Consider the following 21,697-nt stretch of genomic DNA (forward strand, 5'->3'; position numbering starts at 1 on the left):
TTCTCGCTGACGAGGGGGATGGAAATGTGCATCCATCCGCCCCATGGCGAAGAAACGAAGTCCCAAAACACTTGGCCGGCCGAAGCTCGACCCACCCACGTCTCCTCGCGTCGAGAAGCCGGGCGACCAGTTACGGCTGCAGGTGATTGCCGAGATCGAGCGCGTGGCCAGTCTCGTCGGCCAGTCGCCGGGCACCATTTGCGCCAAGGCGATGAACGACAAATCCATCCACAAGGCGCTCGTGAACCGCGAGCGATCGATGTCGATGGAGAGCGTCGACCGGCTGTTTGCCGCGTTGTGTAACATTGAAACCCAACACCTTCAGAAGCTCAGCGACCAACTCGGTCGTACCGAGGCCGCCGTCTAATCCTGGACGTGCGGCCTTTGCCGCGTTTGGCGGCAAATAACTTATAGACGGGAAAGTACATGAGTGTCCGCAAACCCCTGTTGCATATCGATGTCGGAGAGGCCCAGGCGATCGCCGACAAGCTGCTGAGGATGGAAAGCACCGGTCCCAACCAGACGCAGAAAACGATGCGTCGCATCGAGGAGCGCGGCGGGCCGTCCTACAGCTTCCTTTGGAATCTGCGCTACCGGCCCAGGAAGGAAATTCTCCGTAAGCCGTGGCTGGTGATGGTCGAGTTCTATCGGGCGGCGTGCATCAGCCAGCTGAAGAAGCTCGAGGCGGAAATCAAATACACGGAGGAATTGCTTGCTCTGGCTGAGGATCACACTGCATCGGCTCGCGCTCTGGTTCAGGAGGCGAGGACGACGCTCAACATCGACGAGGTAAATCATGGCGCGAAAGAAAAACGGTCAACCATCATCCGATCAGCAACCAGCCGCTACACCGGACCTGAGCGAAGGCAGGTTCTTCGAACTTCTCCGTGAGGTCGAAAGCGCCGAGCGGCAGAAGGACCAGGCCGTCGCCCTGGTGCGCACCGCGCGGAAGCGCACCAAGGAAGAGGGCGGGATCGACCTGAAAGCCTTCGATTTCGTGCGCAAGCATCTGTCGGGCTACACCGAGGCCGAGCTGATCTCCTTCGGCAATTCGATCATCCTGTACGCGAAGTATCTGCGGGTGCCGGTGTTTCAGAACCTTCAGCTGTTTCCGGTCAAAGAACCCTCCGAGGATGACAAGCTGGAACAGGCCGCGGCGCGTGGTCAGGTCGCCGCCCGGCGCGGCGATTCCGCCGAGCAGAATCCGTGGACGCTCGACAACCCGCTCGGCCAGGAATGGGCACGGGCGCACGCTGAGACCCAGGCGCAGATGCTGCAGGAGGGCATCAAGCCGCTACCAGAGAACCGCGGGACCGCACACTGATGTTCAAGGCGCTCGACCCCTCTCGCTTCACTGGATGGGCCGTGTGGGAAGCCACCGGCCCGCGGTCGGGCGTATTCAACCTCAACGCTGACAGCGAGCCTGCGATCTATTCGCGGGCCGAGACGCTGATCGGTGATTTCGTCCAGCCGGGCGACATCATCGGCGTCGAGGCGCCGCTGCTACCGGCGGGCATGTCGATCCAGTCGCGTCAGATCCTGCTCGGGGTCAGGGCGATGATCTTCGCGACTATCTTCAAGCGGCAGGCGCGGGTGATCGAGATCGAGCCCGCGCGCTGGCGTTCGAAGATATTGGGGTTGACTCAGGCGCCCAAGCACATCGGGCAGGGCCTGACGAAGTCCAAGAAGACCGCAGTTCGCCGGGCGTGGCTCAAGCAGCGCGCGATCGATGAGGTTGCGGCGCGGGGGTGGGGCAAGACCACCGACGATCAGGCGGATGCGCTCTGCATTCTCGATTACCTGCGCATGCGGCTCGATCCGACCTATTCGAGCGACACCACCAAGCTTTCTGGATTTGCGGCATGAGCATTGGCACTGCGGCCGAGCGTCAGATGTTGCACGAGATGGGCACGAAGCTATCGGTTCTGAAACCCTCCAGCATCATCAGCGCGGCGAAGAATGACCTTGCGCTGCGCGATCGCAAGCGCAACGCCGAGTTTATCGACGATGAATTGCAGCGTGAGCACTACGCCTTCCATCGCAAGCATGTCGCCAAGGCGGCTTCGGTGGCCGAACTGCTGCAGAAGGCGATCGACGAGCGGGCGATCGGGCTTTCAAGCGGCAAGTTCAACACCCGTATGATCTACGAGAACACCCCGCTGTTGCGCGCGGCACTGGCGGAGATCGCCTGATGGTCCAGCGCGGCGCCAACCACCTCCGTCAAGATCGTGAATTCTACCGGACCCCGCCAAAGCCTACCTACACCGTGATGAACATGGTTCAGTTCGGTCCGCGGCTGTGCGATCCCTGCTGCGGCGACGGCGCGATGCTCAGGGTGTTCTGCGAGCGCGGCCACGAGGCGTTGGGCGCGGACATTCACCCCGTCGGCGTGCCGCAGGCCAAGACCTGCGATTTTCTCGCCGATCCGTTCCCATGGGGGATCACCTGCGACATCATCACCAATCCGCCTTACGGTCAGCGCGGTGCGCTCGCCGTGAAGTTCATCGAGCGGGCGCTTCAACTGACGAAGCCATGGCGCGGCAAGGTAGCGATGCTGCTGCCGGTCGATTTCGACAGCGCGGTGACGCGCTCGCATCTGTTTGGCGATCATCCTGCCTATTCACTCAAGATTACGCTGCTTTATCGCATCAAGTGGTTCGAAGGGCCTGCGATCTGCAAGAAGTGCAACGGCACCGGCAAGATCATCGGTCCGATCGGCATCGAGGGTATTGATGCCGTGAAGGATTGCCCGCGCTGCGACGGTCTGGGCGAGAAGGATATGTCGCCCGCCGAGAACCATGCCTGGTTCGTCTGGGATTGGAAGTCACCGGGCATGCGTCCCGTCATCAAGTATGCCGGAGCCTGAAGATGCGGCACTACCGCAAGATCAAAGCCGCCGCAGGCGACAATGACGCCGAAGTCCGCCGGATGCTCGCCGAGATCGGCATCCATCTGTTGCCGTACCCGAAGGAACGGCTGGCGCCCAACGAGACGTTTTCAATCACAACGATCAAGCGGGTTCATGCGCTGTACGGCACGAGGCTGGTGACCGTCGGATTACAGAGCCTTGTCGCGACCGGCAAAGCGGGCGAGCTTCGCGGCGACAACATCAAGGCGATCTGCGAGATCGTTCGCGCTTTCCCGCGATGGGTGACGGAGGACGATCGGAGCGGCTTCGTGTCGGCGCTGTCCAAGATCGATTTTGACGAGATTCGCGAGCGCGCCCGCTTCCACAACTGCAAGCGATGGCTTGCGATCACCATGCTGCTGATCGAGCGGCTGACCTTGATGTTGGGCAAGGGAGTTTGATGTGCGGCTTACCTGCTGCGTGCCGTATTGCAAGCGCACCACCGATCGACCGTTCGATGAATGGTTGTGCGGCAAGCATTGGCCGCTGGTCGACAAGAAAGCACGTCGCGTCTACGGGCGCCGGGCCAGGATATGGCGTCGCTACCATCGGTACAGTGATGGCGAAGCCGGCTGCCGGCTGTGGCGGTGGATCAAGCGGCAGGCCATTGAACGTGCGGCGGGACTCTCATGACACGCGACCAGTTCGACCGGATCGACATCGAGAATGCAAAGGCGCGCGAGCGCCTGAGCGACGTGTTCGAGAAGCTCGGGATCAAGGTGAAGGGCAAGATGTGCCTGTGCCCGTTCCATATCGAGAAGACGCCCAGCTGCAAGGTCGACAATCGGAAGGGCCGCTATGAGTGCTTCGCCTGCGGCGAGTGGGGCGACCATTTCGATATCCTGCAGCACATGCGCGGGCTTTCGTTCGTCGAGGCCGTCGAGGAACTTGGCGGCGTCCGTCCGGCCACGCCAGAAGAGCGCAAGAAGATCGAGGAGCGTCAGGTCGAGATCGAGAAGGAGGACGCAGAGGAGGCCAAGCGCAGGGCGGCCAGGGTCCACCAGCTGGTGGCGGACGCGCAGGACTGGCGCGAGACCCTGGTCGAGCAGTACCTGGCGAACCGTGGCATCGTGCTCGGTGGCGGCTTCGGCCTTGACCTGAAATTCGCGCCCAGGCTTGGCTATTACGGGTTTGCCGATGCGCAGGCCGAGGAGGTCAAGCTGCTCGGCGAATATCCGGCGATGCTCGGAAAAATCCGCGACGAGCGAGGCGCCGTCATCGGGATCCATCGCACCTATCTCGATCCTGCCGGAGTCAAGCTGGCCCCTCCCGGCGATGCCAAGCGTAACAAGGCCAAGAAAATCACCGGGGACATGCGTGGTGGCCTGATCTGGCTGACACGCGCCTCGATCCGTCTGGGAATGGGCGAGGGGATCGAGACCACCTTCTCGTGGTATCTGCTCGGCGGCGGCGAGGCGATCGGCTGGGACGCGGAGGCGACCTCGCTGGCGGCCGGGGTGTCGATGTCGAACATTTCGGGCCGCTGCACCGGGCGCATCCGCCATCCGCGCAATCCGTCCAAGACCATCCCGAACGGGATTCCTGACCTCACCCAGCCCAGCATCGTGCTGCCCGAGACAGTTCGCAGCGTTGCCTTGCTGGGCGATGGCGACAGCGACGAATGGGCGACGCGCCAGTGCCTCGTTGCCGGCGGAAACCGCTTCAAGCATCAGGGGGTCGAGGTGTTCGTGTCGATGGCCGATGCCGGCGTCGACTTCAACGACATGCTGGTGAAGCCATGAGAAAGCCGCTGCCGAACCGTCGCGCCTCGGAGACCTTTTCGTTCCGTTTCCAAAATATGGACTACACCGTCACCGTGGGTTTTTACGACGACCTTGAGACGATCGGCGATGTGTTCATCAATGGCGCCAAGTCCGGCGCTCAGGTCGAGGCGATTGCCCGCGATGGTGCGATCCTGGCGAGCCTTGCGATCCAGCACGGCGTTCCGCTTGAGACGATTTCACATGCGGTCACACGTGACGGCCGCGGCGAGCCGCAGACCATCGTCGGCGCGATCATCGACGGCTTGATCCCGAAAAAGCGGCAGGACGATGAACGCACTGCCTAACGTTACCGCGTTTGCGGCCTTTGCCAAGGAAACCTCGGCGATGGTGAGCCCGCCGCCGTTCGGGGCGATGTGGTTCAATCAGGCTGTCAAGGATCTGCCGCCGCAGAAATGGCTGATCGACCGGATCATGCCGGAGGATGCGCTGGTGATCCTGCACGGACCGCACGGCGTCGCCAAGACGTTCGTTTCGCTCGACATGGACATCAGGATTGCGATCGGCGAGGACTGGCGCGGCCATCGGGTCTCAAAGGGCGGGGTGATTTATGTGGCGGCCGAGGGCCGGGCGGGACTGCGCAAGCGCTTGAAGGCCTGGTGCGACCACTATGGCGATCCCGGCAACATCCCGTTCGTGCTGATGACCGAGCGCGTCAACCTCCTGGACGAGGACGAGGTCAAGCACTTCACCGAGACCGTCAAGCGCGTCAATGCGCGGATGGAGATGATGGGCACGCCATTGCGCAAGATCACCTTTGACACGCTGGCGCGCTGCATGCCGCGCGGCAACGAGAACAGCCACGAGCACATGGGGGCGCTGGTCGACAACGTTGACCGGATCAGGCGCTCGGTCGGCTCCGTGACGGCGATGTTCTGCCACCATTCCGGGAAGGATCAGACGCGGGGGCCGCGCGGCCATACCGGCGTGCCTGCGGCGGCCGACACCATGATCGAACTGTCAAAGGACGGCAGCCGGCTGATCACCGCCAAGGTCTCCAAGCAGAAGGACGAGGAGGACTCGGCCAAGATCCATTTCCGTCTCAAGCGGCTGGTGATCGGAAAAAACCAGTGGGGCGAGGATGCAACCTCGTGCGTTGCCATCGAGGGCGAGAGCGACAGCTACACGCACCGCGACAAGCCGACGATCCGCGGCCCGGCGAAGATCGCCTACGATATTCTGACGCAGTGCGTTCTCGACTACGGCAAGGACGCTCCAACCACCAGCGTGCCACGCGGTTGCAAGGCGGTGGGTTGGCGGCAGTGGCGCGAGGCCTGCTTCCGGTTGGGCCTGACGATGACGGAGGACGAACATGCAAAAAACAAGGCGTTCATTAATGCAGCCCGACACCTCAAAGAGAAGCAGTGGATCGGCGTCTCCGACCCCTGGGTCTGGCAGGCTCGCTGAGGTGTGGACCGCCGAGCACGTCCTGATGCGGTTTCTGGAGGCGGCTGATACCGACCGCCGGCTGCCGCGGGTGCATGGACCGAAGCCGCCGCGCTCGGCGAAGCTTGAAATCTTGCACGACAGCGATTTCGACGCGAACTCGCAGGAGGGCACCCGCGACAAGACGGCGTGGACCGGCTTCAAGCTGCGCACCCCGCCGACAGGCTGGGCGATCTCGCGGCACGACGAATGCCTGGATTGGTCCTTGACCCTTGACCCGAAGCTGTCATCGGCGCTTTGGTTGTTCTGTTTTGCCCGCGTGGATGGCCGCGCGGCGCAAAAATATTGGAAGCGCGGCGGCATCTCGAATCGAACGGGATACCGTCGTTTGGAGCAGGGAATTCGGGCGCTTGTCGGCTATCTCACTAACAACGACGTTTTATTAGTGCCGGCGGACCTTGACCGTTTGGCACAGATTGGGCTTACTCCACGCCATCCCGATGCAACATCGCCCATTGCGTCCTCGCCGAGTTGGCGGGCTCCTGACGCTGTCTACGGCGATACGGTCCCAGACGAGGTGGTGACCGCGGGCGGCATTCGGCTCGCCGCGATCCCGTATCCGAGGCGGCGTTCGCAGCGCATCAAGCGTCGCAAGAAAAATCCCCGGCACTGAGGCCGGGGACTTTGTATTTCATTGCTCTGGCGTTCTTTCCACCAGCATCAGGCCACCTTGTCGAGAATGCGCTTGGCCTCAAGCTCAAGCTCCAGCCGGTCGTCGGTGTTGGCCTCGTTGCGGGCCACCGCGGTGATGCCCTGAGCGACATCCCAGACGGTGCGGGCCTTGCGGCCTTCCTCGCGCTCGACAGCCTCCATCACTGCTTCGGCCTTCTTGATCGAGAACCTGCGCTCTTTGAGGAAGGCTTTCATATCGTCATCGTCCGAGGCGAGCTTCGCCGCTTTGGCCTTCTCGACTCCTTCCTTGAGCTTCTGCACCGAGCCGTCGGCAAATGACCGAAGGGCGGGCAGAGCGGTCTGGAGGAAGCGGTCCGGTGCCATCTTGGTGTGGCGGATGACGAACTCCTCGAAGCCCTCGACGCCCCACATGATCCGGTTGCAGCAGATGGCGCGCAGATAGAACGTGCAAATCTTGCAGGCTCGCGCGCCGACCTCCGAATTCTGGATGTAGAAGCCGCGAAACACGATGTCGTCGTGGCCGTCCTTGGTCTTTCCGATCACGATCGGGTTGAGATCGTCGACCAGAAAGATGAACACGTCGCGGTCCGAGGCATAGAGCGTGGTGGTATCGATCGTCACACGTGCCCGCGGATCGTAGATGCCGGTGCGCCAGTCCAGCGTGCCGGGAATCTTCCAGCGTTGTTCGCCGGTGCCGTCGCCGGCCACCTGCATCACCGCCTGCACCACCTCCAAATCGGGGATGCGGCCGTAATCCGGGCCGGTCACCGCGCGCAATTCGTGCGGCGTCGCGTAGGTCTTGATGCCATCCGCCTTGCGGTTGTACCGCAGGCCCCAGTTCAGGTTGTCGGCGACCAGTTGCGCCGGCAGCGTTCTGAGATAGGCGCCGGGCGCGGCGGCGAGGTTGGCGATCTGGGAGAACGTCCAGTGCGACAGGGCGAGTTCGAGGTCGTCGTGCAGCAAGACGCCGAGCGAGTGGCGGTCGGCCGGGTCCTCGTTGGCGATGATGCCGATGGCTTTCGGGGCCAGGCGCTCCTCGCTCGCGGATTCAAAGTGGCCTTTCACCGATTTGAGCAGGTCCGAGAGATTCAGGAATCGCTCGTCGGCGGGTCTAGCCATCCACTGGCGGGACAGGTCCATACGGCTTTCGCCGGCGAACACGTTCGGCTTCCAGGGTGCATTCATAGCTTCGTCCTTCCTCTTTGCGCCATTGGCGCGGGTTTTGGGGCGGCAACCCCATGTGGATGCTAGGCGGGATATTTCCACCCGGCAACATAACTTTTTCAGAATTTTGGATACCCTGCAGGGGTAGCAAGGGCTGGAACAGGTTCCTGCAAGGGCCTGATTTAAGGGCCAGTTGCCGGGCCTGCGGGGTTCGGGGAGTGACCTTCCGTAGACCCTTGGCTACTCGGGTCTGGGAGGAAATAACCACACAGGCGCCCGCCGTGGCGAGCGCCTGTGTGGGCTTACAGGAAGTCCTGTAGGCAGCCCACCGTCTCGTATTCGGCCTCCTCGCCTTCATCGATGGCTGCTTGGAGGGCGGCCGAGGTGAAGACCTCGTCCCGCCAGATGTGCAGGGCGGCCGGGAAATGTGGGCCGGTGATCTGCATGTGGCGGTGACAGCCTTCTGGCGAGTCGCAGACGCACAGCAGCAGGAGGGTCTTGGTTCGGTCCTCCCGCTTAAGCTCCGCGATTCCCTCGCGCGTGACGCGATTGGTGCCGCGATTGCCGAGCCGGTCGCCGCGCCACTCGTAAGCCTCGCCAAGGAGCGCTTCGAGTTGACGGCGGCCGAACCCGCTTTTCGCGCGCATCGTCCCGCCACGCACATCGATGACGCGCGCTCCCAGCCTGGATGCGATCAGTTGCAGCCGGGCCGGGGTGAGCGCGTGATAGCCAATCGTGTAGATCATTCGCTTTTCCTATCGACGGAGTAACTGCCTTCGAAATGATCCCGTCGAGGGGCGGGAGCAAGCCGCCCCCGCACGATCGTCAGGGGCGTGGTTCAGGCCGTGAACCTGATCTTCCGCAAGCGGTCGTCATCGTCGTGGATGTAGAGTGTGGCGTGGCCGTCGTTCCAGCGGATGATGGCGTGGCCGTTTTCCTTGGCGAAACGGCTCGCTGCGGCCTGGCCGTTGCGCAGGCCGATTTCCCGGCCTGTCCTGCGCCACTCGATGGCGGTACGGGAATAGATGTTGCTTTCCCGAACGTGGTTGAGCGTCACGCCAGCGATGTTGAATGTTTGCATTTGTCGGTTCCTCTTTGAGTTGCCGTCCGGCATGGACGGGGTGCTGGAAGCGCACCCGTGAATGGCCGGCCCGGCAAAGCCGGCCATCTGCGTCACGCTCCGACGATCTTAAGGACGACGTAGGCCGCCTTGGCATCGCCGGTGAACACTGGGCCTTGGGAGGTGTCGATGGCCTCCATCAAGGTTTCGTCTGAGACTTCATCGCACAATGCGCGCGCCTCATCGGCAGTGCATTGAACGATCTGGGCTTCGACTTCGCCGCTGTTGATGGCCCGCATTTCCTTGTCGCTGATCACTCCAGCTTTCATGGTGTGGTCCTTCCTCTGTAAGGTACAAAAGCGCACCGTGAACGGCCCGGTAGGTCGGGCCGTCTGCGCTGCGCTTTTCAACTCTTGACGCAGAAGTTTCCCGAGGACGACCAGCCCGAGGGGCATGACGTGCCGGACCGCGGCACTGCCGGGCGCGACTTCGAGCTGATCGGCGCGCAGTAGCCGCCGGAGGCGTAGTAGCCGGTCGGGCAGTTCGAGCTGGTGGGCGACCGCGGCACCGGCAGCGCCTCGGCGAGGATCATGAGAACGACGGCAAGCGTTGGCATATTCTTTTCTTTCTTGGTTGATTGCTTCACCAGTCGTACTGCGGCAGCGCCTCGATCGGCGGGACGTCACGATCGAGAATGAGCCAGTCGCAGCCGTTCTGGTGCGCGAAGCGTAGGCAGGCGACGAGATCGTCCGGCCATATGCCCGGCGCGTCACCGGCAACGACGAATTCGTCGACCCAGACGAACCAGCCGAATTCGTGCTTGGCCATGTAGATTTCCTCGTTGTCGAGAAAATCGACGGTGGCCTTGCTGATGTGGCCGGTCGACAGGTGCAGCAACTTGCTGATTTCGGGTGACGATGATGCCGCAGCGTCGTCTGTTTGATGGGCGCTGGGGGTGGCGGAATCGGGGTTCCCTTGGTAAATGTGGGCGGTCATCGTAGTTCCTTCGTCCTTCCTCTTTGCGGCGCAATGGGCCGCGATGACATGGCGAAAGCCATGCCCCACGAGGCGGCAACCTCGTGGGGCGCTTTGGCGGGGTCAGATGTTGAGGGTGCCCAGGCGGTCGTAGATCTCCCGCATCAGGCTGTTCTCGTCGTAGCCGCAATCGCGCAGGATGTCGGTGACGGCGTCGGCATTGCGCTCGACGATGGTCTCCATGTCCGGGATACGGTGGCCGTCGATCCAGATGTCCTCGATGTTCTCCACCTCGATGGTTTCCACCTCGTCGTCGTCATTGAGCGTGGACCACCCGCCCTTGTTCGACTTGGTGACTGCGGTGCCTTTACTATAGGAATAGCTCTTGTAGCCGCCGCGGTAGTAGGACGAGCCATACAGGCTGTCCTCCATCCACGACCAGTCGTCCGGATCGACATCGCCCGCCTTGCGCTCGAACACCAGCTTGCTCTGGTCGAGCCTGATCAAGGCATCGCGCATCTCGGCCATGAACTCGGCGTCCAGCGTTTCCTTTGACGAGTGCTGGTCGTAGTAGCCGACGCACAGATTGGTGCATTCGCCGACGATGCTGGTGTAGTTGGCGCTGTCGGTGAAGGTGCCGCCGTCACTTTTGGCCAGGTGCTCGATCCCGAGGCCCGAAATCAGCGAGTCCGCGAACGCGCCCGAGCAGCATCTGGCGCCACCCTGATGGGTGATGACATCGTGCCGGCCCTTGCGGTCGAGCGCGATAACGCACTTGATCTGCTCGAACAGTTCCGGGGTGCGCTTGGCGATGAAGCTCGAACCGGCGCCGCCAACCTCCTCCTCGCGGTGGAAGATGTAGAGTCCGGGCACCTTGGCCCGGATCAGCTCGCACATCAGCCAGACGCCGGACGTATCGTCGGCGCCCAGGCAGTTCGACTGCGACAGCATCGGCAGCTTCATCATGTAGTCGGTGGTGATGGTCACGCGCTGCTTGCCGCCACTCTTATGCACGGTGTCGGTGTGGCTGGAAAAGCAGACCGGCCCGTCGCCGATTTTGAGGATGTAGTTGCCGTAAGCATCCGCCTTGGCGCCCAACGGGCGGATGAAGCGGTTGATGAATTTCCTCTCTGTGCGCGATCCCGCAGGCCGCGCATAGGTCAGCATTTCGTACAGGGTCTTGAGGTCGGCTTCGGCCGTGGTGCCTTCGAATGTCATGGTGATGTTTCCTTAAATGTGTTCAGCGGAAGCTTCCGCGGTTGCACTGAAGAGGGACGCGCCGCAATTTCGGCACGCGCTGTCCTGATTGGGATGCTGTTGATGGAGCGGGAAATTCTCCCCGCATTCGGTGCAGGCAAAGCCGTAGCGATCGAAATACTCCCGCGACCAGCGCTGACCATTGGCCATATCCACCCGTTCCTCGTTCGGGTAGTTTCGGCCGGTCATGTCGCAGACGAAGCCGTTCTCGCGGAAGTTGGCGATGTACCATCTCTCGCCATTGGCCATCTCGACAGCGTCCTCGTTGTAGTAGTGCTCGCTGTCGAAGTCGCAGGTGAAGCAATGGCTGTCGAAGTACCGTCCCGACACCACCTCGCCGTTGCTCAGGGTGTAGCTGACCTCGCTGTCGCAGCTGTACCAACGTTGATAGCCGTCGCAGTAGAAGCCATAGTTGTCGCGGCAATGCTCACACCACCGGCCTTCGTCTACGACGCGGCGAAGGTCGTCGTCGTCGAACCATTCGCCGCAGCGGTCGCACTGGTAGCCATCGTCGTCCTCGTCGTCGAAGGCGACGCTATACTCGACCGGTGAGCCGTAGCCATTGAGGTTGCAGCCTCTGAACATCTTCGGCCGCGAGCCATCATCGTAAACGATCTCAAGATGGCTTCCGCGATCGACGGCCGCGAGCGAACCCATGCCGGACTCGGTCCCCTTGTCGAGGTACGGCAACACCATGGTGTTCATGCCCTCGTCGAAGTGCCGAACGAGTCTGGCGCCGATCGGGTCGCCGAACTCGTAGCCTTGGGCGGCCAGAAGCTCGCGCATCCGGTAATAGTCCCCGTATACGCGGCTGTGAGTCTTGTTCTTCGGAAAGACCAGTGTGCGCGCGGTGACGTGGCCGTCATGCTGGATGTAGGCGACCTTGAGATCGCCGGCCGCATATACTCGCACCGGATGGAACGGGCTTGAGAAACTGCCGCCACGTCCCCAGCCCTGTGTGCGCCGATAGTCCTCGTTCGACATGCAGGAATGGGGACCGTTGCGGTACACCTCCTCGATCTCGTCAGCCGTCTCGGCAAACAGCAGAACATTCTCCTCGTAGCGCGCTGCAAACTCGCTCGCGATTCTGGCGATCTGTTCGTTGGTGAGAATGCCGGCAAAGAACCGGGCCAGGTATTTGCCGGCCTTCATCCGCGTCTGCGTGTCGGTCGATCCACGCTGCTCGTTTTCGGTGAATGCAATTTTGCCCGGCTGGTCGGTCGACACATGGGCGAAGTGGTCGCGATGGATGGCGGCGTTGTCGCGCCACCAGCGTTCATTGATCCACGGCAGCGGCTCATAGCTGCCGTCGTCGAATCGGGCCTGCTCGCGCGCACGCCAGTTGGTGTCGGTCTTGATCCGACGCGGCTGGTATTTCTTGCCAGTGGTGGACGACAGGATCTGCGCCCGGTTGGCAGCTGCGCGGCCGTTGGGGAATTCGATCGGCAGCAGAGTGGTTTCGTCCAGCACCGGGGCGAACACGCCCGGTGAGACCATTTCAACCAAGTGAAATGTCATCGTTTGTCCTCTTTGCTTTTGGGGATGCCCCCGGCAAGGGGCGGTTGGTGTTCAGTAGTAGCGGCCGACGTAGAGCTTGTAGTTGCCCATCCTCGCCCGCTTCTTGGCGCTCTTGGGCGACGCCCAGCCGTGAGAGCCGTCCTCGTACAGCGGCTCCATGCAGAGGCCGAAATCGAGGTACGGCATGATCTCGAGTTCGAGCAGCCGGGCGCCGTCGAAGTCTTTGCTGCTGCCGCACCGATAGCCGGCACGCATCAGCATCGATCTCAACAGCAGGTGTTCCTCGCCGTAGACGGAGATGAAGACCTTTCGCGCCGGCCAGCAGATCGCGCGGGCGATGATGTATCCGTTGCGTTCGACATAGGCGCAGGCCAGATCGCCGGCGCCATAGGCCCGCACCGGATGTTCGTCGGCGTCGCCGTCGCCACCGTATTCGCCCAACTCTTCGACCGGGCCGGACATGCACGAATGCGGGCCGTGTATATAGACGTGTTCGATCTCGTCGGGTGTGGTGGCGAACTTGAGCTCAAGTCCGGACTGTTCGGCGACGAACAGGTTCGAGATCTGGGTGATCTCGCCGGCGCTGATATAGTGGGAGAGGTACTTCTGCAGATAGGTGCCGACCTTCATCTGGGTCTGGATGTCCTGCTCACCTTTTTCCGGACTCTCGGTGAAGGCGATCTTGGTCGGGTCCTTTTTGGATACATGCAGGAAGTGATCGCGCGGGATAGCGCTCGACCAATGCGGGCCGCTGTTCACAAAGAACGGCAGCTGGTATTCGCCGCCGTCGATGCGCTTTTGTTCACGCTGTCGCCAGTTCACGTCGCCGACCTTGCGCGGCACCAGCTTGCGGCCCAGCGTCTTCGACAGTTCGGTGGCCATTTGCTTGGCGATCTCGCCCTTTTCGATGGTAAGGGCGGTCTTGGTGGTCTCGTCGATGAACGGCTTGAATTGGCCGCGCGAGACCATTTCCACGATCTGGTACATCCTTCAGTCCTCTTTGCTTGGATTGGGACGCCCTCGGCAAAGGGCGTGGTGCATACGGGCGCACCGTGACAGGCACCCAATCGGATGCCTGCTGCGTTGCGTCAGCGAGTTGGTGTGATTTAAGCGCTTGGCTCGGTTGATCAGTGCTCGCTGGGGAGCAGGATCACGCCGTCCTCGACCCAGATCTCGATCTCGTCGAGCGGAAAGTCGGTGTAGTCGATCTTCTCGACGTGCAGCAGCCGAGCCGCGCCCCCATGCTCCGGCTTGCCGCCGTCGCTACAGGTCAGCGCGCCGATGTTGTCGGCAACTTCGAGTTTCCAGACCTGGAATGGCTCGACCTTGATGTTTGGGTCGAGTTGCAATGTCGCGATCTTGTCGAGCAGCCAGTAGGCATTGGCTTTCTCGGCAAGAAACTGGATGCCCTCGGTATAGAGGACGGTACGCACCAGCGCGTGCCGAAACCATTGCGAGGTGCCGGTGAACTGCGCAAGATCTGCGCGGGTGATGGTCATTTCGCTTCTCCTGGTGAAGTGGGGTTTGTGGGCACGATCAGACCCCAGTCGCCGAAAAACACGGTCTCGCTATCGGTGGTGACTTCGACGAGATCAGCTTTCCACCGCATGGTGAGCGCGCAGCAGTCCCAGACATCCCATCCGGTGAGTTGCTGGGCTGTGAGCATCGCAATTCTGTTGGCGAAATAGACGTTGATCGGACTTACATACGTCTGATGGATTCCGATCACGTCTTTCAGCACCGGGCCATGCGATCCCCAGTCGTTCATGTCCTCGTCGACCGATTTGCGGCCGTGGTGAAGGTAAAGGTCAAAGGTGGCCTTCATCCTTGCTTCCTTTTCTGGATGATGGCCTCGGCAAGCGAGGCAATGAGTTGGTGCTGGAGTGAGAGGTGGCGGCTGCGCTTGGCGCGGCTCACCAGTTTGCGCAGGGTTTTGCTGTGCTTCCTGCGAAGCTCGGCTGCGGTCATGAGACCGTGCTCCAAATCTGATCAAGGATGTCGCCCCCGCTCTTGCTGAGCGGGATCGGCAGGTGACCGAGCCCGATGCAGAGCAGGTCGGGCTCCACGTCGGGTCAGGGGAACGCCCGGTGGTACAGCACCCAGGCGGAAATCACCTTGTCGAAGGCCACGACGCGCGGCGCTTCGGCGTTGCCATCGCGGATCGCGTGGCGGGCGTTGCGGTATGTTCTCATGCACGGCTCCGTGCGGCGGCCGCGATCTCGGCGATCTGGCGCGAGTCGGCATCAGCCAGCTTCTGCTGGTCGGCGTCGTGGGCACGAGCGACCGCCATCTTGGCGTTGATGTATTGCGATGGGCTGCGGTCCAACTCACCGATGCGGCAGATGTGCGCCAGCTGATGGACCATGAGGCGAAACGCATCGTCACACGTGATCGAGGCGGTGCCGGCAAACTCTAATGAACTGCGGATTTCGTCGGACGCGCGCAGCAAGGCGTGGACTATGGCGGTGGGGTTGATTGCGCCAAGCGCGATCGCGATGGCGTCGGAGTGACGTTGACCCATAACAGGTCTCCTCTTTGCTAGATGCCCTCGGCAAAGGGCGGTGGACGTTAGATGTTGACGGCGACGATGACGCCGAACACGAGCGCAAGAAGCAGAATGAGCCACGCGTTCGCGCCGCGCGGCGCATCGCTTATTCTTGGCGTGCTGTACTTGGCGATCTCATCCAGGCGCAGCGGCTTATCGCAGCAGAAATCGCCGATGCCGTCACAGTAGACGAAATTGCACAGCCTCGTCGGGTTGGCTGTCGGGCAGTCGCAGTTCGGGTAGCGGCATACTTTGTCGTTCATGCTCGAACTCCTGTTGGTTGTGTGATGGCTACAAAGATGCGGCGTCGCCGCAGAAAGGCGGTCGACTGGGCCGCTGAATATCGCAAGCGCAAGGCCTGGTATCACAGCCCTGAGCAGCGAATGCGCAACCGGCAGCGTAAGGCGGCGCGCCGCCGGCTGGAACGTTTGGGCAAGGTCAGGAAGCGCGATGGACGCGAGGTCCATCACGTCGGCGCGCCGCGCCGTGGCTCACTCAAGGGAGTGAGGACGAAAGTGGTATCGCGACGGGTGAACCGCCGCATTCAGCCGAAGCGCGGCCGACGACAGGCAGGCGGCGAAAGTGCGCGATGTCTGCGCCGCGCGGCCATGCCGGCAACTCGTCACTGGCGAGGAGCGTGAAGCCGAAGGCCTCGTAATAGGCGCGCAGGCGCGCAACCGAGGTCCACAGCACGATCGTCGCGTTCTGTTGATCGGCAAGCTCGCAGACCTCGCCGAGCGCGATGGCGCCGCGGCCCTTGACAGGGCTGAGGTTGCCGAAGCTGTGGAAGTACCAGAACGAGCCATGCCAATCGATCTGCCACTCGACCTGGAGTTCGCGGAAGTGGCGCTGGCGCAGATCGTAGAACGCCTTCATCAGCTGCATGTGGTTCATCAGAGATTCTCCCACAGGTAGCTGATCGCCTCGGCGAGGTTCTTGAACGTCTCGCGGCGGCCGCCGCGCAGGTCGCCTTTGCGGGCAAGCACGATCTCGGCTACGCCGGCCTTATCGGACAGCGAGCAGAGCAGGGTGCCGTTCTTGTAGATGGCGCGGACGTGCCATCCAGTCGCGGTCTTGCCGCCGGACACACTGCGCAGCGTGGCGCCGCTCGCGGTTTTGAAGTTGACCTTGGCGTGGTAGGGGCGAAGTTGCACGGTGATCGTGCCGAGCGAAACGCGCTCGTTGTGGATCATGGCTGTCCTCTTTGCTGGGAATGACCGCCGGCAAGCGGCCGTGAGCTAGTTCTTGGGCTTGGGATGATCTGGCAGCCGGTCGTGCTTGGCCAGGAACTCGGTCGTCATCTCATCGAAGAGTGCGGCGCGTTCCTGATCCGAGGCACCGCGGGCTTTTGCCTCGGCCAACGCCTTGCGCAGTTGCGCCAGGAATTGCTTCAGGTCTGCTTCTGTCATCGGTGGTGCCATCGTTTGCTCCTTTCTTTTTGATGGGCTTCTGCCTGATCCGCAATGCAGCTGCCTCGCGGGCGGCCTGTTGAATACGAACGGTCTCGATGCGCAGCGCCTCGAACCGTGCGGCGCGGCGCAGCCGGGCAAAACCGGGGCCGTTGGTCATTTGCTGTTCCTGTTGGGTTGGGTTGATACGGGACGTATCCCTTTGCGCCTCGCTACCGGGCGGGCGCAGAAGGCTAAGTCCCTCCGCAAATCTGCTTCATCCCATCGGACCGTGCTCAGCGCATCGCCGCGTCGAGGAGCAAGGTGGCCCGTTGATCGGTACGCACGTGTAGGCTGCGCCCCGGCCCGTAATGAGGGGTCGGAGTCGCGACGTTGCGAAAATGGGAATGAGAGATTTGGTGCTTAGCGTTGCAGAATCGGTTGGATCGCGGTTCGCGACTTGATGTCCTTCCCATCACTCCGGCTCTAATGTGACCGGATGCGCTATTATGGAAACCGCTGAAATGCCGTCAGGCGGGCGGGAGACTATGTGGGGGTGTCATCGTTTGCGGGGTGCGAGACCGGAAAATAGAAGGCCCTGTCGGTCTGAGTTGAATGCACTCGCCGCGATCGTACTAGGATTCGGTTGTCAAACAGCCCGGCCATTCGGCCTTGTTTTTACCCAGTGACTCCTGCGCCCGACGCCTCCGGCCCTATGGGGAGGAAATCGACTAGGGGAGGAGGATTGTAGGGTAAAAATCCCCTACAGGAAGTGGATTTATCCTCCTGTGAATAAAGGGTTTTTTCTGTCCCTTCCGGTTGTGGGCCGGAACGGAGGTTGTATTTCGGTAAATCCGAAAGGGGGCTGATTCGATGGGAAAGGCGGTGCCGTACCGCGTGGCGCGGTCGGAAACGGGTCTTGGCCTGTTCGCGACGCGTAGAATCGAAAAGGGCGAAAATATCGTGGAATATAGCGGCCCACGCATCCCGTATCCGTCCAAAATCCAGAACCGCTATCTGATGGAAGTCTCGTCCCGGACCTCGATTGACGGCTCGGTCCGAAGCAACGTCGGCCGCTACGTCAATCACTCGTGCCGGCCGAATTGCCGGCCGGTGATGAACACCAAAGGTCGGGTCTATTTCTTCGCGCTCAAATCCATCCCCGCCGGGAAGGAAATCACCTTCGATTACGGGCGCGAGTATTTCGAGGACTATTTCGCCGGCGGCCGCAAGTGTCGCTGTGCCGCCTGCGCAAGATCAAGAGGCCGTAAACGGTCCGGTCGATGAAGGCCGCGGCAAGCGCACCCATTAAGTGCTCTTGCCGGGGCCCTTCGGCAGCGACGACCCCAGATAACTCGGGCCGACGGCGCGGCTCCGCCGAGATCGGTCCGGGGCAACCTTCCCCATATGGAGGACTGACAATGGCCCGAAAGGTCACGCGAAAGACGCGTAAGGCCGCGGCGCGAAAGACGACGCGGAAATCCCGAGGTGCGCGCAAGGCGGCCCGTAGGACGGGCGGCGGCGGCTAGGGTGGACTGATTGTCCATCATCGATGAGGCATTGAACGATCTGAGCAAGGCCCGTTCAATCTCAGCGAAAGCCCTCGTCGCTTATTCCGGCGGCAAGGACAGCCTGGTGGTCACAGACCTGGCGGTCCGCACCTTCGACAGCGTCGAGGGCTTTTTCATGTACCTCGTGCCGGGGCTGGAATGCGTCGAGCGTCAGCTGGAGGAGGGGCGCAAGCGGTTCGGGATCGAGATCCGTCTGTATCCGCACTGGATCGCGGCGAAGTACGTCCGCGAGGGTGTCTACTGCAATGACTGGCACGGCAACAACGACCTGCCGGAATGGAAACTCAACGACATCTATGCGCTGGCGATGCAGGAGGCGGGCATCCCCTTCATCCTGACCGGCGCCAAGCGTGCCGACAGCGGATGGCGCCGCCGCTTCATGACGACGAACTACAAGGAAGCCGTCCGCAACCCGATCGCCGGCTGGCACAAATACGACGTGTTGGCCTATTTGCGGGCGCGCCACATCCCCGAGCCGCCATCGAGCGGCAAGAGCGCGACCGGCATCGACCTGTCGACGCCTTCGCTGTTGTGGCTGCACGACACCTATCCCGATGACTTCAAGCGGCTGTGCGAATACTTCCCTTTCGCCGAGGCCGTGGTTTGGCGGCGCAAATTCTATGGCATCTGACAAGCAGACGGTCGCCGACCTGAAATCCCGCGGGTTTCAGTCCTTCACGATGGTCAAGGTCCATCGCTCGCGGATCAAGAATGCGCCGTACAACCCGCGCATCCTCGGCGAGGCCGAGAAGCGCAAGCTGAAATCGGTCCTGAAGAAACACGGTCTGGTGGCGCCGCTGACGTGGAATGTGCGTACCGGCAACATGGTCGGCGGCCATCAGCGCCTGTCGCAACTCGACAGCCTGATGGGCACCTCCGACTATGAACTCGATGTCGCCCAGATCGACGTCGACGACACCCGCGAGAAGGAAATCAACATCGCCCTGAACAACCCGAATGCACAGGGCGACTGGGACCTGGCGCAGCTGAACACGCTCCTGAAAGAACCGGGCCTGGACTTTGCCGGTGCCGGCTTCGACCACGCCGACGTGTTCCGGATGTTCGGCGACAGCGTGGTCGAGGCAAGAGACGATCCGCTGGATGAGCTGGCCGCCAAGGTGCGCGAGGCGAGGGAGCTTTACGGCTCGATCTCCCAGCGCTCGGCTGGTCGCGACAACGACAATTTCTTCATCGTCGTGGTGTTTCGCGACGAGGCGCAGCTCACCGGCTTTCTCCAGAGTGCCAAGCTGCCGGACAACCGCTACCAGTCCGGGGAGGAGATCATGCGTCTGTGCAATATGTCGGATGACACGTGCCGTTGAGGACCAATTTTCATTCGCCCAAGAGCTTCGATCGCGAGGCGATCAAGCGCCATGGCTTCCACGATCAGGGCATCGTCGTGGTCTCGATCCACGATCCCCGCCTGACCTGGGACCAGCGGGAAATCCTGAAAGCCATCGGCGAGAAGTTGTTCGGGAGCCTGTCGGACCACAAGCACCGGGCTGCTCGGACGTAGCAGGAGGAAATATCCACTTTTCTGATTGACGAAGGGGAAATCTTCAAGGCATGCTGTCCCTCGACGGCGGCTCTGCTTGCATCCCAACGCCCCCCGTGAGTGGGGTTGCCGTCAATTGACGCACCGCGAGCCAGCATTCCCTCTTATTGGGCACGGAAACCGAGCGGGGGAGCGCAATGATGCAGCCCTGGGTATTACACACGCTGAGTTGGGGGCTGACTGCCGTCGCCCTCGTCACGATCCTCTCGATGATGCTGACGTAAGGCCGCCTCAGTTGGCGGTCTCTCGCTGTTCAGCCATACGCTGACGGCCGCTTCTGGCCCATCGGCGAAGTTGCGCCGCCTCTGATGGACGTCCGCTCACTGCGGCAGGGGAGACCAGATTTGCTCAACCTGAGTGCTTCACATCCTGACCCCTTCCGGACCTTCGGCTCGGTTTTGGCGGTGGCCGGCCCAGCGCCGCTTTCCCACCGGGGCAGGAGGGCGTATCCTATTGACGTAAGTTAAAGGTTCCGCGTTGAACCGAGGCTCCCGACGCGCCGCGTTTGATCGACCGCTTTGTCGACGTCGCTCCCGAACCGATCGGTTGCATCAACCAGGGAGGAACCCATGAACAGCAGCACCATCGACAAATGCGTCGCTGAGGCGATCGGCACCTTCTGGCTCCCCTTCGCGGGTTGCTGAATGTGGAGTTGTTCTCCCATTCCTTGAAGGGGCATCGTCAGGTTAAAATGCGGGCTTACTAACGACAGTTCAGAAACCAGCGGTAATGCGGGTCACCTCGGCCCTGACCTGAAAGGCATGAGTTCGGGCCTTACCTGATACTGATGGAGGATGCACCATGATGGTCAACGAGATTTCCGGCGTGAAGATTCCCGACAGCCAATTGGCGCGCGAAGCAACGCAGTTCATTCGCGACACCGAGAGCGACCTTCTGTTTCAGCACTCCACGCGCGTCTATTTCTGGGGTGCCCTGGCCGGGAAGCGGAAGGGGCTGACCATCGATCCGGAGCTGCTGTACACGGCGACCATGTTCCATGATATCGGCCTGACCTCCGGCTTCCGGGAAAGTCGGCTGCGCTTCGAGCTGGACGGCGCGAATGCGGCCCGCGACTTCCTGCGAAGCCACGGCATCTCGGAAAGCGATATCGAGAAGGTCTGGCTTGCGATCGCGCTGCACACCACGCCGGGAATCTCCGCGCACCTGCATCCCGTCGCCGCGCTTACTGCGGAGGGCGTGATGATGGATCTGGTAAGCCTTGGCTATGACGAATTCACCGACGCGCAGCGGAAGGCCGTGGAGACGACCTATCCCCGTCCGCCGCAATTCGCGGAGGACCTTCTCCAGGCGTTTTACGACGGCCTCAAGCACCGGCCGGAAACGACCCAACAAACCGGCCTCGCCGATATCATGGCCGACCAGGACCCCCATTTTCACCGACGCGACTTTTGCAGCCTGATGCGGAGCTCGCGTTGGGCCGGTCAGTCGGCGTCTTGAACCTGCAAATCGAAGACGTGAAAGGATAGGCTTTTCTAGCGTCGGCAGGCTGCCTATGAAGTAGCGAAGGCACTTCCGCTTATGTGAAGGGTTTCGGATGCCGGCCGCTTGAGGGAGGGCGCGGCGTATTCGGCGGCCGGCGTCCGAAAGCCTCCAAGGGAGGAAACCGCGCGTGAGAAACGTAAGGCGGTGCGGCAGGCGTTATGGGGATTTGAGCGCCGCGGGCGAGCTCGTTGATTGAGATCGAGTCGGCCCAACGAGTTGCGCGACGGTGAAGTCGCTGACGAATGCGCGGCGGATGGCCTTGAACTCGACAAGTTGTCCGACGATTTGCGACGGCTGGTGGATATCTGGGCGCGCTCTGCCGTGGCCGGTCGAGGGCCAGCGAGCGCGGCGAGCGGATTTGCGGGATTGCGGCACGGTCAAGAGGTGTCGATC

Annotated in this window: 34 protein-coding genes; 17 read left to right on the top strand and 17 right to left on the bottom strand. The window is 61.8% G+C overall.

The window, feature by feature from the left end:
• Positions 1-43 precede the first annotated feature (43 nt).
• The 11 genes from ACZXDY_RS15905 (at position 44) to ACZXDY_RS15955 (ending at position 6,748) form a co-directional block, all read left to right on the top strand.
• A complete protein-coding gene (locus ACZXDY_RS15905; RefSeq protein ID WP_464346130.1) occupies positions 44-367 on the top strand; it encodes a hypothetical protein in 324 nt (107 codons plus the stop codon).
• A gap of 80 nt (positions 368-447) precedes the next feature.
• Entirely contained in the window at positions 448-891 is a 444-nt protein-coding gene (locus tag ACZXDY_RS15910) for a hypothetical protein (protein ID WP_464346131.1), read from the top strand.
• Positions 892-934: 43 nt separating this feature from the next.
• Positions 935-1,324 carry a hypothetical protein gene (locus ACZXDY_RS15915; protein ID WP_464346132.1) on the top strand — a complete coding sequence of 130 codons (390 nt, stop codon included), beginning with the start codon at positions 935-937 and terminating at the stop codon, positions 1,322-1,324.
• Positions 1,324-1,866: a hypothetical protein gene (locus tag ACZXDY_RS15920; RefSeq protein ID WP_464346133.1), complete on the top strand. Its 543-nt coding sequence runs from the start codon at positions 1,324-1,326 to the stop codon at positions 1,864-1,866. The genes ACZXDY_RS15915 and ACZXDY_RS15920 overlap by 1 nt, the downstream gene beginning before the upstream one ends.
• Positions 1,863-2,192: a hypothetical protein gene (locus tag ACZXDY_RS15925; protein WP_464346134.1), complete on the top strand. Its 330-nt coding sequence runs from the start codon at positions 1,863-1,865 to the stop codon at positions 2,190-2,192. Before ACZXDY_RS15920 ends, ACZXDY_RS15925 begins: the two co-directional genes overlap by 4 nt.
• Positions 2,192-2,866, top strand: coding sequence for a DNA methyltransferase family protein (locus tag ACZXDY_RS15930; RefSeq protein WP_464346135.1), 675 nt, complete (start codon positions 2,192-2,194; stop codon positions 2,864-2,866). The genes ACZXDY_RS15925 and ACZXDY_RS15930 overlap by 1 nt, the downstream gene beginning before the upstream one ends.
• Before the next feature lie 2 nt (positions 2,867-2,868).
• Positions 2,869-3,309 (top strand): hypothetical protein, encoded by a 441-nt coding sequence (locus ACZXDY_RS15935; protein ID WP_464346136.1) that lies wholly within the window; start codon positions 2,869-2,871, stop codon positions 3,307-3,309.
• A 228-nt stretch (positions 3,310-3,537) separates the two neighbouring features.
• Complete coding sequence (locus ACZXDY_RS15940) at positions 3,538-4,650, top strand: DUF7146 domain-containing protein (protein ID WP_464346137.1); 1,113 nt, start codon at positions 3,538-3,540, stop codon at positions 4,648-4,650.
• Positions 4,647-4,976, top strand: coding sequence for a TSCPD domain-containing protein (locus ACZXDY_RS15945; RefSeq protein ID WP_464346138.1), 330 nt, complete (start codon positions 4,647-4,649; stop codon positions 4,974-4,976). Before ACZXDY_RS15940 ends, ACZXDY_RS15945 begins: the two co-directional genes overlap by 4 nt.
• Positions 4,960-6,096, top strand: coding sequence for an AAA family ATPase (locus ACZXDY_RS15950; RefSeq protein WP_464346139.1), 1,137 nt, complete (start codon positions 4,960-4,962; stop codon positions 6,094-6,096). The genes ACZXDY_RS15945 and ACZXDY_RS15950 overlap by 17 nt, the downstream gene beginning before the upstream one ends.
• A gap of 1 nt (position 6,097) precedes the next feature.
• Complete coding sequence (locus ACZXDY_RS15955) at positions 6,098-6,748, top strand: hypothetical protein (protein WP_464346140.1); 651 nt, start codon at positions 6,098-6,100, stop codon at positions 6,746-6,748.
• Between the two features lie 47 nt (positions 6,749-6,795).
• Here the strand turns inward: ACZXDY_RS15955 and ACZXDY_RS15960 are convergent, their stop codons facing one another.
• From ACZXDY_RS15960 to ACZXDY_RS16040, 17 genes are all read right to left on the bottom strand, one after another.
• The gene (locus tag ACZXDY_RS15960) at positions 6,796-7,953 is read right to left on the bottom strand and encodes a DUF932 domain-containing protein (protein WP_464346141.1); all 1,158 of its coding nucleotides are present in this window, start codon (positions 7,951-7,953) and stop codon (positions 6,796-6,798) included.
• A gap of 281 nt (positions 7,954-8,234) precedes the next feature.
• Positions 8,235-8,678 carry a hypothetical protein gene (locus ACZXDY_RS15965; protein ID WP_464346142.1) on the bottom strand — a complete coding sequence of 148 codons (444 nt, stop codon included), beginning with the start codon at positions 8,676-8,678 and terminating at the stop codon, positions 8,235-8,237.
• A 92-nt stretch (positions 8,679-8,770) separates the two neighbouring features.
• Positions 8,771-9,100 (bottom strand): hypothetical protein, encoded by a 330-nt coding sequence (locus ACZXDY_RS15970; RefSeq protein WP_464346143.1) that lies wholly within the window; start codon positions 9,098-9,100, stop codon positions 8,771-8,773.
• A 5-nt stretch (positions 9,101-9,105) separates the two neighbouring features.
• Entirely contained in the window at positions 9,106-9,309 is a 204-nt protein-coding gene (locus ACZXDY_RS15975; RefSeq protein ID WP_464346144.1) for a hypothetical protein, read from the bottom strand.
• Positions 9,310-9,398: 89 nt separating this feature from the next.
• Positions 9,399-9,608: a hypothetical protein gene (locus ACZXDY_RS15980; protein ID WP_464346145.1), complete on the bottom strand. Its 210-nt coding sequence runs from the start codon at positions 9,606-9,608 to the stop codon at positions 9,399-9,401.
• Between the two features lie 26 nt (positions 9,609-9,634).
• A complete protein-coding gene (locus ACZXDY_RS15985) occupies positions 9,635-9,988 on the bottom strand; it encodes a DUF5983 family protein (protein ID WP_464346146.1) in 354 nt (117 codons plus the stop codon).
• A gap of 102 nt (positions 9,989-10,090) precedes the next feature.
• Positions 10,091-11,185 carry a hypothetical protein gene (locus ACZXDY_RS15990; RefSeq protein WP_464346147.1) on the bottom strand — a complete coding sequence of 365 codons (1,095 nt, stop codon included), beginning with the start codon at positions 11,183-11,185 and terminating at the stop codon, positions 10,091-10,093.
• 12 nt (positions 11,186-11,197) lie between these two features.
• Complete coding sequence (locus ACZXDY_RS15995) at positions 11,198-12,742, bottom strand: hypothetical protein (RefSeq protein ID WP_464346148.1); 1,545 nt, start codon at positions 12,740-12,742, stop codon at positions 11,198-11,200.
• Positions 12,743-12,793: 51 nt separating this feature from the next.
• On the bottom strand, positions 12,794-13,729 hold the full coding sequence (locus ACZXDY_RS16000) for a hypothetical protein (protein ID WP_464346149.1): 936 nt from the start codon (positions 13,727-13,729) through the stop codon (positions 12,794-12,796).
• Positions 13,730-13,869: 140 nt separating this feature from the next.
• Positions 13,870-14,241 carry a DUF6876 family protein gene (locus ACZXDY_RS16005; protein WP_464346150.1) on the bottom strand — a complete coding sequence of 124 codons (372 nt, stop codon included), beginning with the start codon at positions 14,239-14,241 and terminating at the stop codon, positions 13,870-13,872.
• Entirely contained in the window at positions 14,238-14,567 is a 330-nt protein-coding gene (locus ACZXDY_RS16010) for a hypothetical protein (protein WP_464346151.1), read from the bottom strand. The genes ACZXDY_RS16005 and ACZXDY_RS16010 overlap by 4 nt, the downstream gene beginning before the upstream one ends.
• Entirely contained in the window at positions 14,564-14,710 is a 147-nt protein-coding gene (locus ACZXDY_RS16015) for a hypothetical protein (RefSeq protein WP_464346152.1), read from the bottom strand. The genes ACZXDY_RS16010 and ACZXDY_RS16015 overlap by 4 nt, the downstream gene beginning before the upstream one ends.
• Before the next feature lie 220 nt (positions 14,711-14,930).
• The gene (locus tag ACZXDY_RS16020) at positions 14,931-15,263 is read right to left on the bottom strand and encodes a hypothetical protein (protein ID WP_464346153.1); all 333 of its coding nucleotides are present in this window, start codon (positions 15,261-15,263) and stop codon (positions 14,931-14,933) included.
• Positions 15,264-15,310: 47 nt separating this feature from the next.
• Entirely contained in the window at positions 15,311-15,550 is a 240-nt protein-coding gene (locus ACZXDY_RS16025; protein ID WP_464346154.1) for a hypothetical protein, read from the bottom strand.
• A gap of 232 nt (positions 15,551-15,782) precedes the next feature.
• A complete protein-coding gene (locus tag ACZXDY_RS16030) occupies positions 15,783-16,181 on the bottom strand; it encodes a hypothetical protein (RefSeq protein WP_464346155.1) in 399 nt (132 codons plus the stop codon).
• Complete coding sequence (locus ACZXDY_RS16035) at positions 16,181-16,480, bottom strand: hypothetical protein (protein ID WP_464346156.1); 300 nt, start codon at positions 16,478-16,480, stop codon at positions 16,181-16,183. Before ACZXDY_RS16035 ends, ACZXDY_RS16030 begins: the two co-directional genes overlap by 1 nt.
• A 45-nt stretch (positions 16,481-16,525) precedes the next feature.
• Positions 16,526-16,708 (bottom strand): hypothetical protein, encoded by a 183-nt coding sequence (locus ACZXDY_RS16040; protein WP_464346157.1) that lies wholly within the window; start codon positions 16,706-16,708, stop codon positions 16,526-16,528.
• 840 nt (positions 16,709-17,548) lie between these two features.
• On the opposite strand from ACZXDY_RS16040, the gene ACZXDY_RS16045 reads away from it, so the two are divergent.
• From ACZXDY_RS16045 to ACZXDY_RS16070, 6 genes are all read left to right on the top strand, one after another.
• Positions 17,549-17,962: an SET domain-containing protein gene (locus ACZXDY_RS16045; protein ID WP_464346158.1), complete on the top strand. Its 414-nt coding sequence runs from the start codon at positions 17,549-17,551 to the stop codon at positions 17,960-17,962.
• 252 nt (positions 17,963-18,214) lie between these two features.
• Positions 18,215-18,877 (top strand): phosphoadenosine phosphosulfate reductase domain-containing protein, encoded by a 663-nt coding sequence (locus ACZXDY_RS16050; RefSeq protein WP_464346159.1) that lies wholly within the window; start codon positions 18,215-18,217, stop codon positions 18,875-18,877.
• Positions 18,867-19,568: a ParB N-terminal domain-containing protein gene (locus ACZXDY_RS16055; protein WP_464346160.1), complete on the top strand. Its 702-nt coding sequence runs from the start codon at positions 18,867-18,869 to the stop codon at positions 19,566-19,568. The genes ACZXDY_RS16050 and ACZXDY_RS16055 overlap by 11 nt, the downstream gene beginning before the upstream one ends.
• Complete coding sequence (locus tag ACZXDY_RS16060) at positions 19,559-19,762, top strand: hypothetical protein (RefSeq protein WP_464346161.1); 204 nt, start codon at positions 19,559-19,561, stop codon at positions 19,760-19,762. Before ACZXDY_RS16055 ends, ACZXDY_RS16060 begins: the two co-directional genes overlap by 10 nt.
• Positions 19,763-20,605: 843 nt before the next feature.
• Positions 20,606-21,259: an HD domain-containing protein gene (locus tag ACZXDY_RS16065; RefSeq protein WP_463718210.1), complete on the top strand. Its 654-nt coding sequence runs from the start codon at positions 20,606-20,608 to the stop codon at positions 21,257-21,259.
• A 237-nt stretch (positions 21,260-21,496) separates the two neighbouring features.
• The coding region (locus ACZXDY_RS16070) for a hypothetical protein (protein ID WP_464346162.1) at positions 21,497-21,697 on the top strand (201 nt) is incomplete at its 3' end.

Source organism: Bradyrhizobium sp. LeoB3 (genome assembly GCF_055456055.1).